18 protein-coding genes are annotated in these 19,464 nt (G+C 72.1%); 13 read left to right on the plus strand and 5 right to left on the minus strand.

Annotated elements, in window-relative coordinates; translation table 11 throughout:
• Window positions 1-62: 62 nt before the first annotated feature.
• Both K7C20_RS11590 and K7C20_RS11595 read right to left on the minus strand, forming a co-directional pair.
• Entirely contained in the window at window positions 63-482 is a 420-nt protein-coding gene (locus K7C20_RS11590; RefSeq protein WP_053208885.1) for a peptidase inhibitor family I36 protein, read from the minus strand.
• Between the two features lie 608 nt (window positions 483-1,090).
• Window positions 1,091-2,692, minus strand: coding sequence for an MFS transporter (locus K7C20_RS11595; RefSeq protein WP_030081418.1), 1,602 nt, complete (start codon window positions 2,690-2,692; stop codon window positions 1,091-1,093).
• Window positions 2,693-2,807: 115 nt separating this feature from the next.
• On the opposite strand from K7C20_RS11595, the gene K7C20_RS11600 reads away from it, so the two are divergent.
• The 7 genes from K7C20_RS11600 to K7C20_RS11630 all read left to right on the plus strand — a co-directional run bounded on the left by K7C20_RS11600 (window position 2,808) and on the right by K7C20_RS11630 (window position 10,982).
• Window positions 2,808-3,473 (plus strand): TetR/AcrR family transcriptional regulator, encoded by a 666-nt coding sequence (locus tag K7C20_RS11600; protein WP_030081416.1) that lies wholly within the window; start codon window positions 2,808-2,810, stop codon window positions 3,471-3,473.
• A gap of 244 nt (window positions 3,474-3,717) precedes the next feature.
• Complete coding sequence (locus tag K7C20_RS11605) at window positions 3,718-4,932, plus strand: alpha/beta hydrolase (protein ID WP_053208884.1); 1,215 nt, start codon at window positions 3,718-3,720, stop codon at window positions 4,930-4,932.
• Between the two features lie 207 nt (window positions 4,933-5,139).
• Entirely contained in the window at window positions 5,140-6,018 is an 879-nt protein-coding gene (locus K7C20_RS11610) for a DUF4429 domain-containing protein (protein ID WP_030081412.1), read from the plus strand.
• A 192-nt stretch (window positions 6,019-6,210) separates the two neighbouring features.
• The gene (locus K7C20_RS11615; RefSeq protein ID WP_245171015.1) at window positions 6,211-7,578 is read left to right on the plus strand and encodes a sensor histidine kinase; all 1,368 of its coding nucleotides are present in this window, start codon (window positions 6,211-6,213) and stop codon (window positions 7,576-7,578) included.
• On the plus strand, window positions 7,575-8,255 hold the full coding sequence (locus tag K7C20_RS11620; protein WP_053208882.1) for a response regulator: 681 nt from the start codon (window positions 7,575-7,577) through the stop codon (window positions 8,253-8,255). The genes K7C20_RS11615 and K7C20_RS11620 overlap by 4 nt, the downstream gene beginning before the upstream one ends.
• A 205-nt stretch (window positions 8,256-8,460) precedes the next feature.
• Window positions 8,461-9,627: an alpha/beta hydrolase gene (locus K7C20_RS11625; RefSeq protein ID WP_053208881.1), complete on the plus strand. Its 1,167-nt coding sequence runs from the start codon at window positions 8,461-8,463 to the stop codon at window positions 9,625-9,627.
• A gap of 116 nt (window positions 9,628-9,743) precedes the next feature.
• Window positions 9,744-10,982 (plus strand): acyltransferase family protein, encoded by a 1,239-nt coding sequence (locus K7C20_RS11630; protein ID WP_053208880.1) that lies wholly within the window; start codon window positions 9,744-9,746, stop codon window positions 10,980-10,982.
• Between the two features lie 134 nt (window positions 10,983-11,116).
• On the opposite strand, the gene K7C20_RS11635 is transcribed toward K7C20_RS11630, so the two are convergent.
• Both K7C20_RS11635 and K7C20_RS11640 read right to left on the minus strand, forming a co-directional pair.
• The gene (locus K7C20_RS11635; RefSeq protein WP_030081395.1) at window positions 11,117-12,142 is read right to left on the minus strand and encodes an aldo/keto reductase; all 1,026 of its coding nucleotides are present in this window, start codon (window positions 12,140-12,142) and stop codon (window positions 11,117-11,119) included.
• 7 nt (window positions 12,143-12,149) lie between these two features.
• Window positions 12,150-12,635, minus strand: a complete 486-nt coding sequence (locus K7C20_RS11640; protein WP_030081392.1) for a MerR family transcriptional regulator — start codon at window positions 12,633-12,635, stop codon at window positions 12,150-12,152.
• Between the two features lie 182 nt (window positions 12,636-12,817).
• On the opposite strand from K7C20_RS11640, the gene K7C20_RS11645 reads away from it, so the two are divergent.
• Window positions 12,818-13,639, plus strand: coding sequence for a serine hydrolase domain-containing protein (locus K7C20_RS11645; protein ID WP_030081390.1), 822 nt, complete (start codon window positions 12,818-12,820; stop codon window positions 13,637-13,639).
• A 75-nt stretch (window positions 13,640-13,714) separates the two neighbouring features.
• Here K7C20_RS11645 and K7C20_RS11650 read toward each other — a convergent pair whose 3' ends face one another.
• Entirely contained in the window at window positions 13,715-14,386 is a 672-nt protein-coding gene (locus tag K7C20_RS11650; protein WP_030081383.1) for a pirin family protein, read from the minus strand.
• 57 nt (window positions 14,387-14,443) lie between these two features.
• On the opposite strand from K7C20_RS11650, the gene K7C20_RS11655 reads away from it, so the two are divergent.
• From K7C20_RS11655 to K7C20_RS11675, 5 genes are all read left to right on the plus strand, one after another.
• Window positions 14,444-15,628 carry a PucR family transcriptional regulator gene (locus K7C20_RS11655; protein WP_030081381.1) on the plus strand — a complete coding sequence of 395 codons (1,185 nt, stop codon included), beginning with the start codon at window positions 14,444-14,446 and terminating at the stop codon, window positions 15,626-15,628.
• 89 nt (window positions 15,629-15,717) lie between these two features.
• On the plus strand, window positions 15,718-16,659 hold the full coding sequence (locus tag K7C20_RS11660) for an ACP S-malonyltransferase (RefSeq protein ID WP_053208879.1): 942 nt from the start codon (window positions 15,718-15,720) through the stop codon (window positions 16,657-16,659).
• Between the two features lie 13 nt (window positions 16,660-16,672).
• On the plus strand, window positions 16,673-17,719 hold the full coding sequence (locus K7C20_RS11665) for a ketoacyl-ACP synthase III (RefSeq protein ID WP_030081379.1): 1,047 nt from the start codon (window positions 16,673-16,675) through the stop codon (window positions 17,717-17,719).
• Window positions 17,720-17,824: 105 nt separating this feature from the next.
• A complete protein-coding gene (locus tag K7C20_RS11670) occupies window positions 17,825-18,073 on the plus strand; it encodes an acyl carrier protein (RefSeq protein ID WP_018088056.1) in 249 nt (82 codons plus the stop codon).
• Between the two features lie 77 nt (window positions 18,074-18,150).
• On the plus strand, window positions 18,151-19,416 hold the full coding sequence (locus K7C20_RS11675) for a beta-ketoacyl-[acyl-carrier-protein] synthase family protein (protein ID WP_030081377.1): 1,266 nt from the start codon (window positions 18,151-18,153) through the stop codon (window positions 19,414-19,416).
• Window positions 19,417-19,464: the final 48 nt, after the last annotated feature.

The raw sequence follows: 19,464 nt of genomic DNA on the forward strand, positions 1-19,464 counted from the left end.
GGGGCGCGGCGGTGTGCGGTGGGACCGGAGGGTGCGTACCGGGCGGCCGGCGGGCAGCCGGCTCAGCGCTCCCACACCTTGAACGCCCGTACCTGATAGGGCGACCGGGGCACCCAGCTGCCGCCGCCCGGGTAGGTGTCGAACTCGGCGGTCTCGGCGCATTCCGCGCTCTGGTAGGTGGTGACCGGGCGGCCCGTGCGGTTGGCGAGCGCGGCGGCGCTGGTGTTCCCGGGCAGCGGCACACAGCTCTCGATGTCGGTGTCGGACAGCTCGTAGGTGCGTCGCTCGCCGCCGAAGTCGGCCTTCGGCCAGAGGCACAGCTGTCCTGCCGCGCAGTCGCCCGAGGCGGCGGCGGTGCGGCCGCCGCCGGCCGCGTGTGCGGCGGGGGTGCCGAGGGCGGGCGGGACGGCGAGGGCCGCGGTGAGCGCGGCGAGGCCGGTGAGGAGCGCGGTGGTGTGGGACGTACGCAGACGCAGACGCATAGGAATCTCTCCCCCGTGAAGTACGACGATGGCGTCCCGCGGCGGGCGGTCTGCCCGCGGCGGGTGCTGCGTATCGAGCTTCGCGAGGGCGCGGCGCGGTTGCCAAGGCCGTGGCGGGGCTGCCACCCGGATCAGGTATGTGGATACGCGCAACGGCTCGGAGCGGGACGCCGGTGCACGGCGTTGACGGGGTGACGGCGCGACGGGACGGCTGCGGAAACCGTTCATCCCCTGGCCTGCCGGGGTTCGGGAGGGTGCGCGCCGCCCCTGGAGTGGCCGGTGCCCGGTCAGGTTCCCGCGAGGGCTCATCCGGATGAGGGATGCGGCGCTCCGGCGGCGGCCAACTGCCGCGGGGCGCACGGCGGGAGGGGCCGGGAGCGGTCCGGGACGGCCGGTTGACGTCCGGTGCTGACGGCAGCACGCGACGGCGCGCGGCCGGACGAGGAAAAGGCCTCGTGCCTGCCGCGCGCCGGGCTCCGGGCGCCGCTCAGTGGGGCCTGCCGGTCGTGCCTCGCGCCGCGGGCCGTGCCACGCCCCGCGGCGGGTACCCGCCGCGGTTCATGTGCTGCCGTACGGCCGGATCGCCGGCCGGATGTGGCCGACGCCGGTCAGATATGGCCGACGCCGGCGCCCGCCTCGGCGTTCGCGCCACGCTTGGTGAAGACGGCGACGACGGCGGCGACGACCGCCACGCCGCAGGCGACCGTGAAGGCCAGGCCCATGCCGGACACGAAGGTGTCGTGGGCGACGGACGTGATCTTCTGGGCGAACTCCGGCGGGGTGCCCTTCGGAACCGGCGCGATACCGGCCGAGACGGCGTCGGCCGCCTGGGACATCTTCGCGGGCGGGACCGGCGGGAGGCCGGCCGACTTCCAGTTGCCCGGGAGGTCGTTGTCGACACGGGAGGCCATCACCGCGCCGAGCACGGCCGTACCGAGGCTGCCGCCGACCTGCATCGCGGCCTGCTGGAGACCGCCGGCGACGCCGGAGAGCTCCAGCGGGGCGTTGCCGACGATGACCTCGGTGGCGCCGACCATGACGGGCGCGAGGCCGAGGCCGAGCAGCGCGAACCAGAGGGACATCGGGCCGGTGCTGCTGTGGGTGTCGAGGCCCGACATGCCGTACATGGCGACGGCGGTGAGGACCATGCCGCCGACCAGCGGGATGCGCGGGCCGAACTTGGTGATCAGGGCGCCGGCCAGCGGCGAGCCGACGATCATCATGCCGGTGAGCGGAAGGAGGTGCAGACCGCTGTCGACGGGGGTCATCCCGTGGACGTTCTGGAGGTAGAACGTCACGAAGAACAGGCCACCCATGAAGGCGAAGGCCATCAGCACCATCAGGACCGTGCCGGCGGTCAGCGGCAGGGAGCGGAACATCCGTAGCGGGATGAGCGGTTCGCGGACCTTGCTCTCCAGTACGGCGAACAGCGCGAAGAGGACCACCGCGCCGATCAGGAAGCCCCAGGTCTTCATGTCGCCCCAGCCCCATTCCGACGCCTTGATCAGCGGCCAGATGAGGCAGAACATCGCTCCGGAGAGCAGCACGATGCCCGGGATGTCGAACGAGCGCGGGGCGTTCTCCGCGCGGTGGTCCTTGAGGATCACCAGGCCGAGGACCAGGGCCAGCACGCCGACCGGGACGTTGATGAAGAACACGGACTGCCAGTTGACCCGCTCGACCAGCAGTCCGCCGACTATCGGGCCGCCGGCGGTGGAGGCGCCGATGACCATGCCCCAGATGCCGATGGCCATGTTGAGCTTCTCGGCCGGGAAGGTGGCGCGCAGCAGGCCCAGCGCGGCGGGCATCAGCAGCGCGCCGAACAGGCCTTGCAGCACGCGGAAGGCGATGACCAGCGAGACCTCGTGGGAGAACCCGATCGCGCCGGACGCGGCGGCGAAGCCGAGGATGCCGATGAGAAAGGTCTGGCGGTGGCCGAAGCGGTCACCGAGCTTGCCCGCCGTGATCAGGGAGACGGCCAGCGCGAGCATGTAGCCGTTGGTGATCCACTGCACGTCGGCGAGCGAGGCGCCGAGATCTTCCTTGATGGCGGGGTTGGCGATGGCGACGATCGTGCCGTCCAGGGCGACCATCATGACGCCGATGGCGACGGAGAACAGGGTCAGCCACGGATGGCCGCGCAGCCCCTTCGGGGGCTCCGGTGCGGGAAGGTCCGGCGCAGCGACGGCAACCGGGGTCTGAGAACTCATACGACGAGGCTAATGTCAGCCACTGACAGTTGACAAAGCAATTCATGAGTCGGTAACTGTCATCTCGCTCACAGGTAACCTGAGCAGCGAGAACACCACGGAGAGGCGGCTCAGGATGGCGACCCCGACGCCGCATACGGCACCGACGGGCCTGCGAGAACGCAAGAAGCAGCGCACCCGCGACGCGCTGATCCGCGCGGCGCTCGAACTGTTCACGGAGCAGGGCTACGAGGCGACGACGATCGACGAGATCGCGGAGACGGTGGATGTCTCCCAGCGGACGTACTTCCGCTACTTCGCCAACAAGGAGGACGTCGCCTTCGCCGTCCAGGAAATGGTCGAGGCCCGCTTCCTCGACGAGCTGCGCGCGCGGCCCGCGGCGGAGGCACCGCTCACCGCTCTGCGCAGCGCCGTGATGGTGGCCTGGGACGACATCGGCAGCGCGATCGAGTCGGTGATCCCGGTGGAGCTGCACATGCGCTCGTTCCAGATGATCGAGTCGACGCCCGCGCTGGTCGCCGCACATCTGCGGCGCTCCTCCGAGCTGGAGGAGCAGATAGCGCGGCTGATCGCCGGGCGCGAGGGGCTGGACGTGGATGCCGATCCGCGGCCGCGGGTGCTGGTCGCCGCGTTCAGCGGGGTGATGCGGGTGGCGGGCAAGGTGTGGGGCGAGGGGCAGGACTGCAGCGTGGCGTCCATCCGCGAGCTCACCCAGTCCTATCTGGACCACCTCGGGCCGGCGATGGACGACGACTGGCGGACGGGGCGAGGACACCGCTGACGGCCCGGTGGGCGGCCAGCCGGCCGGCCCGCCCGAGAGCCGGGCCGTGCCGACGACCCCCACTCTCCGTAACGGAAATCCACCGCTACGCGATCATTTCCGTTGCCCCATGAGGCCACCTATGCACGGCTGAGCACCGGAAACGACCGACAAGTGTCCGGTTTGGTCGAAATACCCACTGTGGAACGTGATCTCACTCACGGTCACAGCGAGCAGCCTGCCGCGTCTCCTAGGGTGGCTCGCGGTGACTTCCTTCCCGGCCCTCGGCCCTTCCTCCAGCTTCCTCCAGTCCTCCCCCTGGCGGGCCGCGCTCGCCCTGGCGGTGGTGTTCGTGATGCTTGCCACGACCGGCTGGACTGCCGTGAGAGGTACCAAGGGAGACGCCAACCCGCTGGCCACCGCCAAGACCGCCTGGCAGCACGCCACCTTCCACGGCCGCCCGCTGCCCGACGCCAACGGTTCGCCGGCCGCGCTGCGGGCCTTCTTCGGCACGCTCGGCCGGGCCGAGAAGCGGCAGCTCGCCGACCGCTATCCGCTGGTCGTGGGCAATATGAACGGCGCCCCCGTGAAGCTGCGCTACCGCGCCAACCGGATGGCGATCGACGACGCCCGCCGCATCGAGAAACAGCGGACGGGCGACCACCGGCTCACTCCCGTCGGTCGTCAGGAAGCGGGCCGGCTGATGCACCGTTTCGAGTCGATGATGAGTTCCGGCCGGCAGATCCTGGCCTTTGATCCGGCCGGCGGCGGCCGGGCCGCCGAGGTCTTCGGCAATCTCCCGGCGGCGGACCGGGTCTCGGTCGTGGTGCCCGGTGTGGACACCAATCTCTCCACCTTCGAGCGCACCGCGCGGGCGAACACCGCCCCCGTCGGCATGGCGCAGTCCCTCTACGGCGCCGAGCGCGAGGCCCGGCCCGGCACCCGTACCGCGGTGATCGCCTGGGCCGACTACACCTCACCGGCCGGTATGGGCGTCGAGGCCGCCACCGGGCAGCTCGCCGAGGCCGGGGCGGTCCGGCTGCGCGCCCTGGTGGACTCGCTGCCCTCCTCCGACACCGTCTCGCTGTTCTGCCACAGCTACGGGTCCGTGGTGTGCGGCGTCGCGGCCCGTGACCTGCCGTCCAACGTCGAGGACATCGCGGTGGCCGGCAGCCCCGGCATGCGGGCCGGGAGCCGCGCCGGACTGGGCACCCACGCCCGCATCTGGGCCATGCGGGACTCCGACGACTGGATCCAGGACGTGCCCTACCTGGAGGTCGGCGGTCTCGGCCACGGCGCCGACCCGGTCGACCCGTCCTTCGGCTCCCGGATCCTGTCGGCCGACGGCGCCGTCGGGCACGCCGGCTACTTCGCGCCGGGCACCGGCAGCCTGCGCAACTTCGCCCTGCTCGGGGTCGGCGCGACCGGCACGGTCGCCTGCGCCTCCGCCGACCCGCGCTGCAGCTCGGACCTGCTCTGAGGCCGCAAGGCCCGACGACCGGCGGCCGCGGGCACGGCCCGGCGCCCGGGGACGGGCCGTGCCCGCGGGAACCGTCCCCGGCATCCGGGACGTCCACGAGGCAAGGGACGAGGCGGGTGGCCGGTGCGAGGCGCGCGGCTCCGGCAGACGACCCCGAGCTTTCCGGAAGGGGGACGGGCGGGCAACCGCCCGCATACGATGAGCCGCATGGGTGATGTGCTGGCCGGTTTTCATGCCGTCTGGGAGTTCGACACGGACTCCGTACTCATCCGCTTCGAACGGGGGATCCGTAAGCCGAAGCTGTTCCAGGCGCTCGGCGAGCGACGCATTCCGTACGAGGCGCTGAGCTCCGTCGAGGTGACCGGGGGCAGACGCGGCACGGTGGTGCTGCACGCCGTGCCCCGGCACGGCGCCGATCCTTTGATGGAAGCGGCGAACGGGCAGCTCAAGGAGGACTCCGACCCGTACCGGCTGGTGCTGCCGGCCGAGCGCGAGACGCTGGCCGAGTACTACGCCGATGAGCTGCGCACGGTCCTCGGCCCCGACGCGAAGGAGCCCGCCGACCGCCATCTGGTGGCCGCGCCGGAGCCCCCGCTGCACTTCAAGGCGTACGACGGCAAGGCGTCCTTCGACGGGCGTTCGGTCGCCTTCCGGTGGTTCTGGACGGGTGCGTCCTCGGCGAAGTGGAAGTGCGGCGACCAGAGCTTCACGGTCGGCGAACTGGCCGGGGTCGAGTGGCGGTCGCCGGAGATCCTCAACGGCTATCTGCGCCTGCTGGAGCGCGGCGCCCACGAGCCGGGAACGGGTGAGCCGGACCAGGATCCGGCCGCGGTAGTCTTCGGCCTGGGCTACGGCCTCGTACATGAGTCGCTGCCGTTCGCGGCCGCGGTGCTCCAGGCCGTACGTGCCGCCGAAGCGGAACAGGACACGCCGGAGGGCGAGCCGCGCCGCCGGACCGGGGACGCGCGCCGGGATCCCGCCGATATCGCGGACCGGATACGGCACCTCGGTGAGCTGCACGGGGCCGGCCTGCTGACCGACGACGAGTTCAGCACGAAGAAGGCCGAGCTGCTGGCGGAGCTCTAGGGCCTGTCCGGACAACACCCCTAGGGCACCTCACGGAGCATGGCGGCTCGGTTCCCGGAGTTTCCGGGGAAGCGTTGCGGGGCCGTGCCGGAGCCGGGGACCGGACGGGGGACTCATACCGTGGTAGGGGGTGGAAGCCCGGACCCTGGTATGACGCCGTGGCCGCCGGGCTCCGCTTAGATGGAGGGCGCGATGAGCGGACCCTCTCCCACCCCAGCGCACGAGCCGACCCGTCAGCGGGTGCTGCGCGCCGCACGGCAGGCACTGCACGTCCTCGTCGTCGAACTCGGCACCCCGACCGAGCCCGGCACCCCGCTGTTCGGCAGCGTCCAGAATCCCTGGCTGCGCCGGCTGCCGTATGTCGTCGCGTTCGGGTTCGCGGTGTCCCTGCTGCCGACGACGATCACCATCCTCAGCCACGACTACGGCTTGGACGGCGGACTCGCCGGTGCGCTGGCCACGGCGCAGACCGCGCCGCTGCTGCTCGCGGTGACCCGGCCGCTCCAGGCCTGGTGGGTGATCTTCACGGCGGACATCCTCTGTGCCCTGGCGCTCACCGGCGCGGACGGCGTCGCGGGCCGCGCCTGGCCCTGGCCGCCCATGGTGATCGTCGGTTATCTCGCGCTGATGGTGGCGCTGTCGCTGCGCGAGCGCAGCCGCACCCTGATCGCCGTCTGGCTGACGACCGGCGTGGCGGGCATCCTCTTCGAACCGAGGGCACCGGACCGGAGCAACGGCACCTGGGTGCTGCTGTTCGTCCTCACCGGTGTGGTGCTGATGATGGGCGCCACGCTGCGGGAACGGGGCGACGCCCAGCGGAAGTTGATCGAGCAGGAGACCATCAGCGAGGCCGAGCGGGCCCGTCGCACGCTGCTGGAGGAGCGCACCCGCATCGCCCGTGAGCTGCACGATGTCGTCGCCCACCACATGTCGGTGATCACGGTCCAGGCGGACAGCGCCCCGTACCGCCTCAGCGGGCTCCCCCGGGAGGCCGAGGAGGAGTTCGGGTCGCTCGCGGCGACCGCCCGCGAGTCGCTGGCGGAGATGCGCCGGCTGCTCGGGGTGCTGCGCAGCGAGGAGACGGAGCGGCACGGCGGCCCGGAGAAGGCGCCGCAGCCCGGTATCGGCATGCTGCCGAAGCTGGTCGAGGGGACCGTACGGGCGGGTGTACCGGTGGAGTTGTCGCTGCCCGAGGACCGCGTACCGCTCGAACCTGCGGTGGATCTGTCGGCGTACCGCATCGTGCAGGAGGCGCTGGCCAATGTCGTGCGGCATGCCCCGGGCGCCCGGACCCGGGTGTCGGTGACGACGGCGGCGGACGGCGCACGGCTGACCGTGCTGGTCGTCAACTCGCCGCCGCCCGCACCGTCCGCGCCGCTGGAGACCACCGGCACCGGCCATGGCCTCATCGGTATGCGCGAGCGGGTGCGGCTGGTGGACGGGTCGCTCGACACCGGGCCGCTCCCCGACGGCGGCTTCCGGGTCGCCGCGCAGCTCCCCCTCTCCCCGCCGCCCGCCCCGGCGGCTTCCCTTTCACCGAAGGACTCCGGCTCCGTATGACCACGCGCGTGATCATCGTCGACGACCAGGCCATGGTGCGCGCGGGCTTCGCCGCACTCCTCGCCGCCCAGAGCGATTTCGAGGTGGTGGGCGATGCGCCGGACGGTGTGCAGGGTGTGGAGCTGAGCCGTCGGACGCACCCCGATGTGGTGCTGATGGATGTCCGGATGCCGGAGATGGACGGCCTGGAGGCGGCCCGGCGGCTGCTCGACCCGCCTCCCGGTGTGCTGCACCGTCCGAAGGTGCTGATGCTGACCACCTTCGATGTGGACGACTACGTCTACGAGGCGCTGCGCGCGGGGGCGTCCGGGTTCCTGCTCAAGGATGCACCGCCGGGCGATCTGATCTCCGCGGTCCGGGTCGTGGCGGCCGGGGAGGCGCTGCTCGCGCCGTCCGTGACGCGGCGGCTGATAGCCGACTTCGCCCGCCGGCGGCCGGCGCCCCGCAAGGGCCGGGACGCGCTCCGGCTGAAGGGGCTCACCCCGCGCGAGACGGAGGTCCTGGAGCTGATCGCCCGCGGTCTGTCCAACCAGGAGATCGCCGATGCGCTGATCGTCGCCGAGCAGACCGTGAAGACCCATGTCAGCCGGATGCTCGCCAAGTTGGCGCTGCGGGACCGTGCGCAGGCCGTGATCTTCGCGTACGAGTCGGGGCTGGTGTCGCCCGGGGAGCGGTAGGAGCGGCAACGGGCGCGGCAGGAGCGGTAACGCGCGCGGTGGCGCCCCTGACGGCCCCCTGCGCACCGCTCCTCCTTGAGGACGAGGGAGGCCGCTCCCCCCGTACCCCGGTATCACCCGGCAGTTGGCTCCCCGGTGTGACGTCGCGTCATACGCCCTCTTCCTACGTTTCCCTCCGCCACACCAACGGGAGGGGAACCCCACCATGTCCAGGCTGCGAACCGCCGCTCGACGCGGTCGGCGTACATTCATCGGCGCCGCGCTCGCGGCGGCCGTGGTCGCCGCCACCGGCGGCTGGGCGGTCGGCACCGCGCAGAGTGCCGTCACGGGCCCGGCGCCCGGTGCCGCCGCCTGGCGCGCCGACCGTTCCCTCGGCGTCCGGCTGCCGGACCCGGCGAGCGCCCGGCCCGCCGATGTCGCCCGCTTCTTCGCCGCGCTGACGGACGGGCAGCGCCAGGCGCTGGTGGCCCGGCACCCGCTCACCGTCGGCAATCTCGACGGTGCGCCCCCCGCTCTGCGGTACGCGGCAAACTCCCGTGCGCTGAAGGCGGAACGGGACCGCCGGCTCGCCCGCGCCACCGATCCGGCCGGCACTCTCCAGGACCACCGGCGGGCCAGGGAGGCGGCCGCCCGCTGCGCCTCCCTGCTCTCACCCGGCCGCCGGATCCTCGCCTTCGACCCCCGCGGCCGCGGCCAAGTGGCCGAGGTGTACGGCGACTTGGCCGCCGCCGAACGCACCGCCGTGATCGTGCCGGGCTCGGACATCGACCTCTCCTCCTTCGACCGTGCCAGGGACCCCTACGGCACTCCGGCCGGCATGGCCAGGTCGCTGCGGACCCGGCTGGGCACCGACGCGCCCCGGGCCCGTACCGCGGTCATCGCCTGGGCGGGATACACCACGCCGGTCGGCCTCGGTCCGGACGCCACCACCGGCCGGCTCGCCGACGCCGGAGCGCCGCGGCTGGCCCGCTTCCTGTCCGGCCTGGCCGCCGTCGGCGCGCCCGCACCGGCCGTGCTGTGCCACAGCTACGGCTCGGTGGTCTGCGGGCTGGCCGTACCGCAGCTGGACGACGGCGCCCTCGCCGACCTGGTCGTCTTCGGCTCCCCCGGTATCCGCCGGGACAACGTGGCGGAGCTGCACACGTCGGCCCGGGTCTGGGCGGCACGGGACGCCTCCGACTGGATCGGCGACATCCCGAACGTCGAACTGCTGGGCCTGGGCCACGGCGCGGATCCCACCGACCCCGCCTTCGGCGCCAGCCGGGTCCCCGCCGAGCAGGCCGTGGGCCACACCGGCTATCTCGCCCCCGGTACGGACTCCCTCCGCAACTTCAGCGCCATCGTGCTGGGCCGTTACGGCGCCGTGCACTGACACCGACGCGCCCCTGCGCCGGCCGCCGACGCACCCCGGCCGCCCCGGGAGACCGCTCCTTTTCCGGCCCCTGCACCGCACCTCACCCCACCGGTCCAAGGACTCAAGGACGCCTCATGGACACCGCTTTCCTCGCGCGCCTCAGAGGCGCCGTCCACACGACGGTCCGCACGATCGAGGACCGCACGCCCGCGGACCGCGACCGCGCCCTCGACGGCCTGCGCGCGCTGGCGCTGCTCGCCGTGCCCGTCGGCCACTGGCTGATCGAGGGCTTCACCCGCCACGCCGACGGCGGGCTGCACAACACCAGCCTGCTGACGGCCTTCGGCGCTCTCTCGCCCGCCAGTTGGGTGTTGCAGATGCTGGGCATCTTCTTCCTGGTCGGCGGCCATGCGTCGGTGCTGTCCCTGCGGCGCGCCACCGAGCGGGGTGAGCCCACCGGGACCTGGCTGCGCGGCCGGATCGTCCGGCTGGGCCGCCCGGTGCTCGGGGTGACGGCCGTCTGGGCGGTGCTGCTCCCGGTCCTGTACGGCCTGGGGGTGCCGGAGGCGACGCTGCGGACCGGGGCGACGCTGGTGATCCAGCCGCTGTGGTTCGTCGGTGTGTACGCGGCGGTCACCGCGCTGACGCCGTACTGCGTGCGTGCCGCCCGGCGGACGGGCGCCTGGGCCGCGGCACCGCTGGCGGCAGCCGTGGCCGTCGTGGACTTCCTGCGCTACGGGCCGTTCGCCGACGCCGTGCCGTCCTGGCTGAGTCTGCTCAACCTCCTGCCCGGCTGGCTGTTCGCGTATCAGCTCGGGGCCTCCTGGGGCGAGCGGCGGCTCGGCAGGCGCGCGGCCTGGTCACTGCTGCTCGGCGGTGCCGCGCTGTTCGCCGCGCTGCTGCTGTTCTTCCACTACCCGGCGAGCATGGTCGGTGTCCCCGGACAGGACCGGACGAACTCCCACCCACCGTCGCTGCTGGTCCTGGCGCTGGCCGCCGCCCAGTCCGGCGCCGCCGTCCTGCTCCGTGACCGCCTCGGCCGACTGCTGCGGCGGCCCGCCCTGTGGGCACCGGTCACGGTCGTCAACCTCTCCGCGATGACGGTCCTGTGCTGGCACCAGACGGCGATGCTCTCGGCGGCCGTGCCCGCGTCCTTCCTGGGCGAGGTCCCCGGACTGACCGCGCCGCCCGCCGGCCTCGGCTGGCTCCTCGCCCGGCTCGCCTGGCTGCCGGTCTTCGCCGCGGCACTGCTCCTCATCGGCCGCACCACCCGCCGCTTCGAGACCCCCTGGACCGGTGTCACCGGGGCCCGCCGGGCTGCCGCGGCGCTCCTGGCCGCCGGGTTCGCGGTCTTCGCGCTGAGGCTGGCGTGAGTACCCGACGGGACCGCGGTGGGCGGCCGTGCGGCACGGCCGCCCACCGCGGAATCCCCCGAGGCGGCCGGGCGGGCCACGGAGAAGCGGGGCGGGGCGGGGCGGAAACCCTGCCCCGCCCCGTACGCGAGGTGTTACTCCCGTCCCGCCGAGGTGAGCGTCATGTCCGCGTACCGCGCCCCCGCGACCTGGCCGGCGATCGGCTCCAGCAGCGCCAGGTCCTGCTCGGTCAGCGCGATCCGGCCCGCCCCGGTGTTCTCCTCGACGCGGCTGCGCTTACGGGTGCCGGGGATCGGTACGACGGCCAGGCCGCGGGCCCCGGCCTGGTGCTGCAACCAGGCCAGCGCGATCTGGCCGAGGGTCGCGCCATGGGCGTCGGCGACCGTGCGGACGGGCTCCAGCAGCGCGGCGTTGGCGGTCGCGTTGTCGCCGGTGAAGCGGGGCTGGGTCCGCCGGAAGTCATCCTTCGTCAGCTCCTTGTCGGCGCTCACGAACGCACCGGTCAAAAAGCCCCGGCCGAGCGGCGAATACGGGACGAGGCCGACGCCGAGCTCGGCCGCGGTCTGCACCACGCCGTCCTCGATGTCCCGGCTGAACAGCGACCACTCGGACTGGAGCGCCGCGATCGGGTGCACGGCCTGCGCCGCGCGCAGCTCGGAGCCGGTCACCTCGCTCAGCCCCAGGTGCTTGACCTTGCCCTCGGCCACCAGCTCGGCCATGGCGCCGACCGATTCCTCCAGGGGGACATTCACCTCACGCCGGTGCATGTAGTACAGGTCGATCTCGTCGACGCCCAGGCGCTTCAGGCTGCCCTCGACGGCCTGGCGGATGTACGGCCGGTCATTGCGGATGACGCGCTTGTACGGGTCGTCCGGGTGGTCCGGGTCGGGGGATATCGCGAACTTGGTGGCCACCACGACCTCGTCGCGGTGCGCCTGGATGAACGGGGCGATGAACTTCTCGTTCTCCCCCCTTCCGTACATGTCGGCGGTGTCGAAGAGCGTCACGCCCAGCTCCAGGGCCCGCTCCAGCGTGGCCCGCGCCTCGTCGGCGTCCGTCGGGCCGTAGGCGAAGCTCATGCCCATGCAGCCGAGGCCCTGCACCCCGACCCGCGGTCCGCCGGTGCCCAGCTCGACCGTCTCGATCTTGTTGCTACCCATGGAGATCTCAGAACCTCTCGGACGCCCTACGGGCGTCGGCATAGATGTCGATCTTGTAGTCGAGTACGTCCAGCGTGCTCCGGAGCTCGGCTATCCGCTGCCGTACGTCCTCGCGATGCGCGGTCAGCAGCTGCTCCCGCTCGGCGAAGGTGCACTCCCCGGCCCGCACCAGCTCGGCGTAGCGGACCATGTCCGCGACCGGCATGCCGGTCAGCCGCAGCTTGGTCACCAGGCCCAGCCAGTCCAGATCGCGGTTGGTGAAGCGCCGCTGGCCGGTGTGGGTGCGGTCCACGTGCGGCATCAGGCCGATGCGCTCGTACCAGCGCAGGGTGTGTGCGCTGAGCCCGGTGTGGTCCGCCACCTCGCTGATCGTGTACTGGTCCCGGCCGGCGGGCCGCGGGTGCCCGAGCGTGGGGCCGCAGTCGCGCGGCCTCGCCGGCAGCCTCCCGGCCGCGGCCCCGCTCGTGACCCGTTCGCTCTGCGTTACCGTCATGCCCCGTCTCCCCTGTATCGCCGGATGTCTCCCGGCTTTCGCCGGATGCCTCTCGACGTCCTCAACGCTAGAGACTTCGAGTGCACTCCAGGCAAGTGCGGATCACGGGCAGACTTGACCGGAAATTGGGGAGCGCGGGCCTGTCCGTGGGCCGGGGCCGGACAGCCTTTAGGCTCGTGGGCATGCAGAGCCTGCGGATGATCGAGAACTGGCCGGTGCCCACCGCTGCGGCCGCCGTCGTACGAGCCGATGGGTCGGTGGCCGGATTCTACGGCCCCCTGGAGCACCGTTTCCCGCTGGCGTCCGTGACCAAGCCGCTGGCCGCGTACGCCGCCCTGCTGGCCGTCGAGGAGGGCGCCATCGAGCTGGACGAGCCGGCCGGACCCGAGGGGTCCACGGTCCGTCATCTCCTCGCCCACACCTCGGGGCTGGCCTTCGACGAGCAGCGCACGATGGCCGAGCCGGGCACCCGCAGGCTCTACTCCAACACCGGTTTCGAGGCGCTGGGCGATCACATAGCCAAGGCCACCGACATCCCCTTCCCGCAGTATCTGCACGAGGCGGTGCTCGCACCGCTCGGGATGACCGCGACGGAACTTCCCGGCTCCCCCGCCAAGGACGGCATCTCCACCGTCGCCGACCTGGCCCGTTTCGCCGCGGAGCTCCAGGCGCCGCGGCTGCTCGCGCCGCAGACGCTCGCGGCGGCGACCGAGGTGGCCTTCCCCGGCCTGACGGGTGTGCTGCCCGGCTACGGCCACCAGAAGCCCAACGACTGGGGGCTGGGCTTCGAGATCCGCGACGGCAAGTCTCCACACTGGACGGGCAGCGCGTCCTCGCCCCGTACGTTCGGGCATTTCGGCCAGTCCGGAACGTTCCTGTGGGTGGACCCGGACGCGCGCGCGGCGTGTGTGGCGCTGGCCGACCGGGCCTTCGGGCCGTGGGCCGTCGAGGCCTGGCCGCAGCTGACCGACGCGGTGCTGGCCGAGCTGGCACAGCGCGCCTGACGACGCCGTACGGCCCGGAACGGTACCGGCGGCTCCGGGCCCGCGGCCCTTCTCACCCGTCCCTCGGCCCTGCTCTCACACGTACGCCGACTCCGCCCCCATCTCCCACACCAGGCACTCCGCCGCCGTCAGCCCCTTCAGCTCCAGCCCCACCCCGTCGGTGATCCGCGCCGCGTCACCGGCCTCCAGGCGCTCCGCACCGATCCGTACGGCGCCGCGCACCACGTGCACATATGCCCGTGCGGCATCCGGGACCGCGGTGCGCTCGTCCTCGGCGAGGCGGCGCAGATGCAGCAGGGCGCCGGCCCGTGCGACCGCATACGGGGTGCCGTCGGCGATACCGCGCACCACCTCGTACGACGGCTCCCCGCCGTATTCGAGCGGCGCCAGCCACATCTGGACGAAGCGCAGCGGCTGCGCCCCGTCGTTGCGCTCCACGTGCCGTACGCCACCGGCCGAGCTGAGCCGCTGGAGATCACCGGGGCGTACGGTGGTCTCGTGGCCGGCCGAGTCGCGGTGGGTCAGCTCACCCTCGACCACCCAGGTCACGATCTCCGTGTCGCGGTGCGGATGCTCGTCGAAGCCGGCGCCGGCCGTCAGCCGCTCCTCGTTGCAGGCGATCAGCGCGCCGAAGCGCAGATTTTCCGGCTCGAAATGAGGCCCGAAGGAAAACGCGTGCAGCGACTCGATCCCGGCCTCCGCGTCCCCGCCCGGATACCGTTCATGGCCCCTACGCACCTGAATCATGGGGCCACCGTAGCCCCGCCCCCTCACCTCCCCGCCCCGATAGTGCAGGCTTGTCCCGTGTCTGAACCCGCATCGCGCGACGCGCACCCGCACTCCGCCACCCTCCGGCGCCTGGAGAATTCCTCCGGCAAACTGGCGGCCGCGGCCATCGCCCGCATGGACGCCACGCTGCCGTGGTACCGCGCGATGCCCCCGGAGAACCGCTCCTGGATCGGCCTGGTGGCCCAGGCCGGTATCGCCGCCTTCACCGAATGGTTCCGGCACCCGGAGACCCCGCAGGCGATCAGTACCGATGTCTTCGGCACGGCGCCGCGCGAGCTGACCCGGGCGATCACGCTGCGGCAGACCGTGGAGATGGTCCGCACGACCATCGAGGTCATGGAGTCCGCGATCGACGAGGTCGCGGCCCCGGGCGACGAGTCCGTGCTGCGCGAGGCGCTGCTGGTCTACGCCCGGGAGATCGCCTTCGCCACCGCCCAGGTCTACGCCCAGGCCGCCGAGGCCCGCGGCGCGTGGGACGCCCGGCTGGAGTCGCTGGTGGTCAACGCGGTGCTGTCGGGCGAGGCCGACGAGGGCGCGGTCTCCCGTGCGGCGGCGCTGGGATGGAACTCCCCCGAGCATGTGTGTGTGGTGCTGGGCACCGCCCCGGACGGGGACAGCGAACTGACCGTGGAGGCGATCCGGCGGGCCGCCCGGCACGCCAAGCTCCAGGTGCTGACCGGTGTGCTGGGATCCCGCCTGGTGGTGATCGCGGGCGGCTCGGACAATCCGCTGAAGGCCGCCAAGGCGCTGATCGGCCCGTATGCCGCCGGTGCCGTGGTGGCCGGCCCGGTGGTCTCCGATCTGCTGGCCGCGACCCGCTCGGCCCAGGCCGCGGCCGCCGGGCTGCGGGCGTGTGCCGCCTGGCCGGACGCCCCGCGGCCGGTGCTCGCGGACGACCTGCTTCCGGAGCGCGCGATGGCCTCTGACCCGGTCGCCCGCGAGCAGCTGGTGGAGGAGATCTACAGACCGCTGGAGGAAGCCGGGTCGGCACTTCTGGAGACGCTGAGCGTTTACCTGGAACAGGCGAGCAGTCTGGAGGGCGCCGCCCGGATGCTGTTCGTGCACCCCAACACCGTGCGCTATCGGCTGCGACGTGTGACGGACGTCACCGGCTGGTCACCCTCCGATGTGCGCTCGGCGTTCACCCTCCGTATCGCTTTGATTCTGGGGCGTCTGGCTGACGGTGAGGCGCAACCCTAGACTTTTGTCGGACACCAACAATTCCCCCGATGGTTCTTCGTCCCTGTCCCCACGGGCGGGCGGAACCACCCACAAGAGAGAGTGTGAGGGTGCTCGTACTCGTCGCTCCCGGCCAAGGCGCTCAGACGCCCGGCTTCCTGACTCCCTGGCTCGACCTCCCCGGTGTCGAGGACCAGCTCCGTGCCTGGTCGGACGCCATCGACCTGGACCTGGTCCACTACGGCACCAAGGCGAACGAGGAGGAGATCCGCGACACCGCGGTGGCGCAGCCGCTGCTGGTGGCCTCCGCCCTGATCTCCGCCCGGCAGCTGTTCGCGACGGCCGACGACGTTGCCGCGCAGGTCGGCGCGGCCGCCGGCCACAGCGTCGGTGAGCTGGCCGCCGCCGCGCTGACCGGCACGGTCTCCGACGAAGCCGCGATGCGGCTGGTGCGCCGGCGCGGCCAGGCGATGGCCGAGGCGGCCGCCGTCACCGAGACCGGTATGGCCGCGCTGCTGGGCGGCGACGAGGCCGTCGTCATCCCGCATCTGGAGCAGCTGGGCCTGACCCCGGCGAATGTGAACGGCGCCGGCCAGATCGTCGCCGCGGGCACCGCCGGGCAGATCGCCGCGCTGGTCGAGAACAAGCCGGAGGGCACTCGCCGGGTCGTACCGCTGAAGGTGGCCGGCGCGTTCCATACTCACCACATGGCCCCCGCCGTCTCCGCCCTGGAATCCGCGACCACCGAGCTGTCGGTCGCCGATCCGCACACCCGCTACGTCTCCAACAAGGACGGGCAGCTGGTCTCCGACGGCCGGGAACTGGTGCAGCGGCTGGTGGGCCAAGTGGCCAACCCCGTGCGCTGGGACCTGTGCATGGAGACCTTCAAGGAGCTCGGGGTCACCGCGCTCATCGAGGCGGCTCCCGGTGGCACGCTCACCGGCCTGGCCAAGCGCGCGCTGCCCGGCGTGCGGACCCTCGCCCTCAAGACGCCCGACGACCTCGACGCGGCCCGCACGCTGATCGCCGAGCAATCTGCACCGGCCGAATAGGAGTCCGAAGCGCATGACCTCGAAGATCAAGCCCTCGAAGGGCGCCCCGTACGCGCGGATCATGGGCGTCGGCGGCTACCGCCCGACCCGGGTCGTGCCCAACGAGGAGATCCTCAAGCACATCGACTCGTCCGACGAGTGGATCCGCTCGCGGTCCGGTATCGCGACCCGCCACTGGGCGGGCCCCGAGGAGACCGTCGCGACCATGTCGGTCGAGGCGTCCGGCAAGGCCATCGCCGACGCCGGGATCACGCCCGAGCAGATCGGCGCCGTGATCGTCTCCACCGTTTCGCACTTCAAGCAGACCCCGGCGATCGCGACCGAGATCGCGCACCGCATCGGTGCCGGCAAGCCGGCCGCGTTCGACATCTCGGCGGGCTGCGCGGGCTTCGGCTACGGCCTGACCCTGGCCAAGGGCCTGGTGACCGAGGGCTCGGCGGAGTATGTGCTGGTCCTGGGCGTCGAGCGACTCTCGGACCTGACCGACCTGGAGGACCGCGCGACGGCCTTCCTCTTCGGTGACGGTGCCGGCGCGGTCATCGTCGGACCCGCCACGGAGCCCGAGATCGGCCCGACCGTCTGGGGCTCGGAGGGCGACAAGTCCGAGACGATCAAACAGACCCTCGGCTGGGACGTCTACCGCTCCCACCCGCTCCCCGGAGGGGATGCCCCTGAGGGCCGCCCCGCTCCGGAGGAGATCCGTTACCCCGCCATCACGCAGGAGGGCCAGGCGGTCTTCCGGTGGGCGGTGTTCGAGATGGCGAAGGTCGCCCAGCAGGCGCTGGACGCGGCCGGAGTCAGCCCGGACGACCTGGACGTCTTCATCCCGCACCAGGCCAACATGCGGATCATCGACTCGATGGTGAAGACTCTGAAGCTGCCGGAGAGCGTGACGGTCGCCCGCGACGTGGAGACCACCGGCAACACCTCGGCCGCCTCCATTCCGCTCGCCATGGAGCGACTGTTGGCGACCGGACAGGCCAAGAGCGGCGACACCGCGCTGGTCATCGGCTTCGGGGCGGGTCTCGTCTACGCCGCGACGGTCGTTACCCTCCCCTAGGCAAGATCTGCGCAGCGCCGTACGTCCTCGGATGTGTCGGCCGTCGCACGGATCTTCACCGCAAGTAACGCAGTTTCCCCATAAAATGACCGAAGGAGCGCCATCATGGCCGCCACTCAGGAAGAGATCGTCGCCGGTCTCGCCGAGATCGTGAACGAGATCGCCGGGATCCCCACCGAGGACGTCCAGGTGGACAAGTCCTTCACCGACGACCTGGACGTTGACTCGCTGTCCATGGTCGAGGTCGTCGTCGCCGCCGAAGAGCGCTTCGACGTGAAGATCCCGGACGACGACGTCAAGAACCTCAAGACGGTCGGCGACGCGACCGAGTACATCCTGAAGCACCAGGGCTGATCCAGCCCTTGCGCATGTCGCCACCCCGCGGTGGCGCCGTCGATTCAGACCCCTCTACCCGTGGAGTAAGAATTCCCGTGAACGCGACCAATCGCACCGTGGTCGTCACCGGTATCGGCGCAACCACACCGCTGGGTGGCGACAGCGCTTCGTCCTGGGAGGCAATGCTCGCCGGACGTTCCGGTGTCGGCACGCTCGACCAGGACTGGGCGGCCGAGCTTCCCGTCCGGATCGCCGCACAGGCGGCCGTGGACCCGGCGGAGGTCCTCCCCCGGGCGCAGGCCCGCAAGCTGGACCGCTCGGCGCAGCTCGCGCTGATCGCGGCCCGCGAGGCCTGGGCGGACGCCGGTTTCACCGCCAAGGCCGGTGAGGACACCTCGGTGGACCCCGACCGGCTCGGCGCCGTCATTGCCTCCGGCATCGGCGGCGTGACCACCCTGCTCGGCCAGTACGACGTGCTCAAGGAGAAGGGCGTCCGCCGCGTCTCCCCGCACACCGTGCCGATGCTGATGCCCAACGGCCCGTCCGCCAACGTCGGCCTGGATGTGAACGCCCGCGCCGGTGTGCACACCCCGGTCAGCGCCTGTGCGTCCGGCTCCGAGGCGATCGGCTACGCCATCGAGATGATCCGTACGGGCCGCGCCGACATCGTCATCGCGGGCGGTACGGAGGCGGCCATCCACCCGCTGCCGATCGCCGCCTTCGGCAACATGATGGCGATGTCGAAGTCCAACGACGACCCCGAGGGCGCCTCCCGTCCCTTCGACACCGCGCGCAACGGTTTCGTCATGGGTGAGGGCGCCGGCGTGATCGTCCTGGAGTCGGCCGAGCACGCCGCCAAGCGCGGCGCCCGGGTCTACGCCGAGGCCGTCGGCCAGGGCATCTCCGCCGACAGCCACGACATCGTGCAGCCCGAGCCGTCCGGCAACGGCATTGCACACGCACTCCAGAACCTCCTGGACTCCAACGACCTCGACCCGGCGGAGATCGTGCACGTGAACGCGCACGCCACCTCCACGCCGCAGGGCGACCTGGCCGAACTGAAGGCACTGCGCAAGGTCTTCGGCGACGACACCGACCACATGGCGGTCTCCGCCACGAAGTCGATGACGGGCCACCTCCTGGGCGGCGCCGGCGGTGTCGAGACGGTCGCCGCGATCCTGGCGCTGTACCACCGGGTGGCACCGCCGACGATCAACGTCGACGAGCTCGACCCGGAGGTCGATGCGGACATCGTCCGCGGCGAGCCCCGCAAGCTGCCCGCCGAGGGCCGCATCGCGGCCCTGAACGACTCGTTCGGCTTCGGCGGCCACAACGTGGTGCTGGCCTTCCGGACGGTCTGACACGCACCGTCAGGGCCCGCCCCGGTGATAGTCACCGGGGCGGGTCCT

Origin of the sequence: Streptomyces decoyicus (assembly GCF_019880305.1) — a bacterium.
GTDB lineage: Bacteria > Actinomycetota > Actinomycetes > Streptomycetales > Streptomycetaceae > Streptomyces > Streptomyces decoyicus.

Bases quoted from the DNA above. Each gene is read 5' to 3' on its own strand.
- K7C20_RS11590 (WP_053208885.1), bottom strand. From the start codon at position 482: ATGCGTCTGCGTCTGCGTACGTCCCACACCACCGCGCTCCTCACCGGC.
- K7C20_RS11595 (WP_030081418.1), bottom strand. From the start codon at position 2,692: ATGAGTTCTCAGACCCCGGTTGCCGTCGCTGCGCCGGACCTTCCCGCA.
- K7C20_RS11600 (WP_030081416.1), top strand. From the start codon at position 2,808: ATGGCGACCCCGACGCCGCATACGGCACCGACGGGCCTGCGAGAACGC.
- K7C20_RS11610 (WP_030081412.1), top strand. From the start codon at position 5,140: ATGGGTGATGTGCTGGCCGGTTTTCATGCCGTCTGGGAGTTCGACACG.
- K7C20_RS11615 (WP_245171015.1), top strand. From the start codon at position 6,211: ATGAGCGGACCCTCTCCCACCCCAGCGCACGAGCCGACCCGTCAGCGG.
- K7C20_RS11620 (WP_053208882.1), top strand. From the start codon at position 7,575: ATGACCACGCGCGTGATCATCGTCGACGACCAGGCCATGGTGCGCGCG.
- K7C20_RS11625 (WP_053208881.1), top strand. From the start codon at position 8,461: ATGTCCAGGCTGCGAACCGCCGCTCGACGCGGTCGGCGTACATTCATC.
- K7C20_RS11630 (WP_053208880.1), top strand. From the start codon at position 9,744: ATGGACACCGCTTTCCTCGCGCGCCTCAGAGGCGCCGTCCACACGACG.
- K7C20_RS11635 (WP_030081395.1), bottom strand. From the start codon at position 12,142: ATGGGTAGCAACAAGATCGAGACGGTCGAGCTGGGCACCGGCGGACCG.
- K7C20_RS11640 (WP_030081392.1), bottom strand. From the start codon at position 12,635: ATGACGGTAACGCAGAGCGAACGGGTCACGAGCGGGGCCGCGGCCGGG.
- K7C20_RS11645 (WP_030081390.1), top strand. From the start codon at position 12,818: ATGCAGAGCCTGCGGATGATCGAGAACTGGCCGGTGCCCACCGCTGCG.
- K7C20_RS11650 (WP_030081383.1), bottom strand. From the start codon at position 14,386: ATGATTCAGGTGCGTAGGGGCCATGAACGGTATCCGGGCGGGGACGCG.
- K7C20_RS11665 (WP_030081379.1), top strand. From the start codon at position 16,673: ATGACCTCGAAGATCAAGCCCTCGAAGGGCGCCCCGTACGCGCGGATC.
- K7C20_RS11670 (WP_018088056.1), top strand. From the start codon at position 17,825: ATGGCCGCCACTCAGGAAGAGATCGTCGCCGGTCTCGCCGAGATCGTG.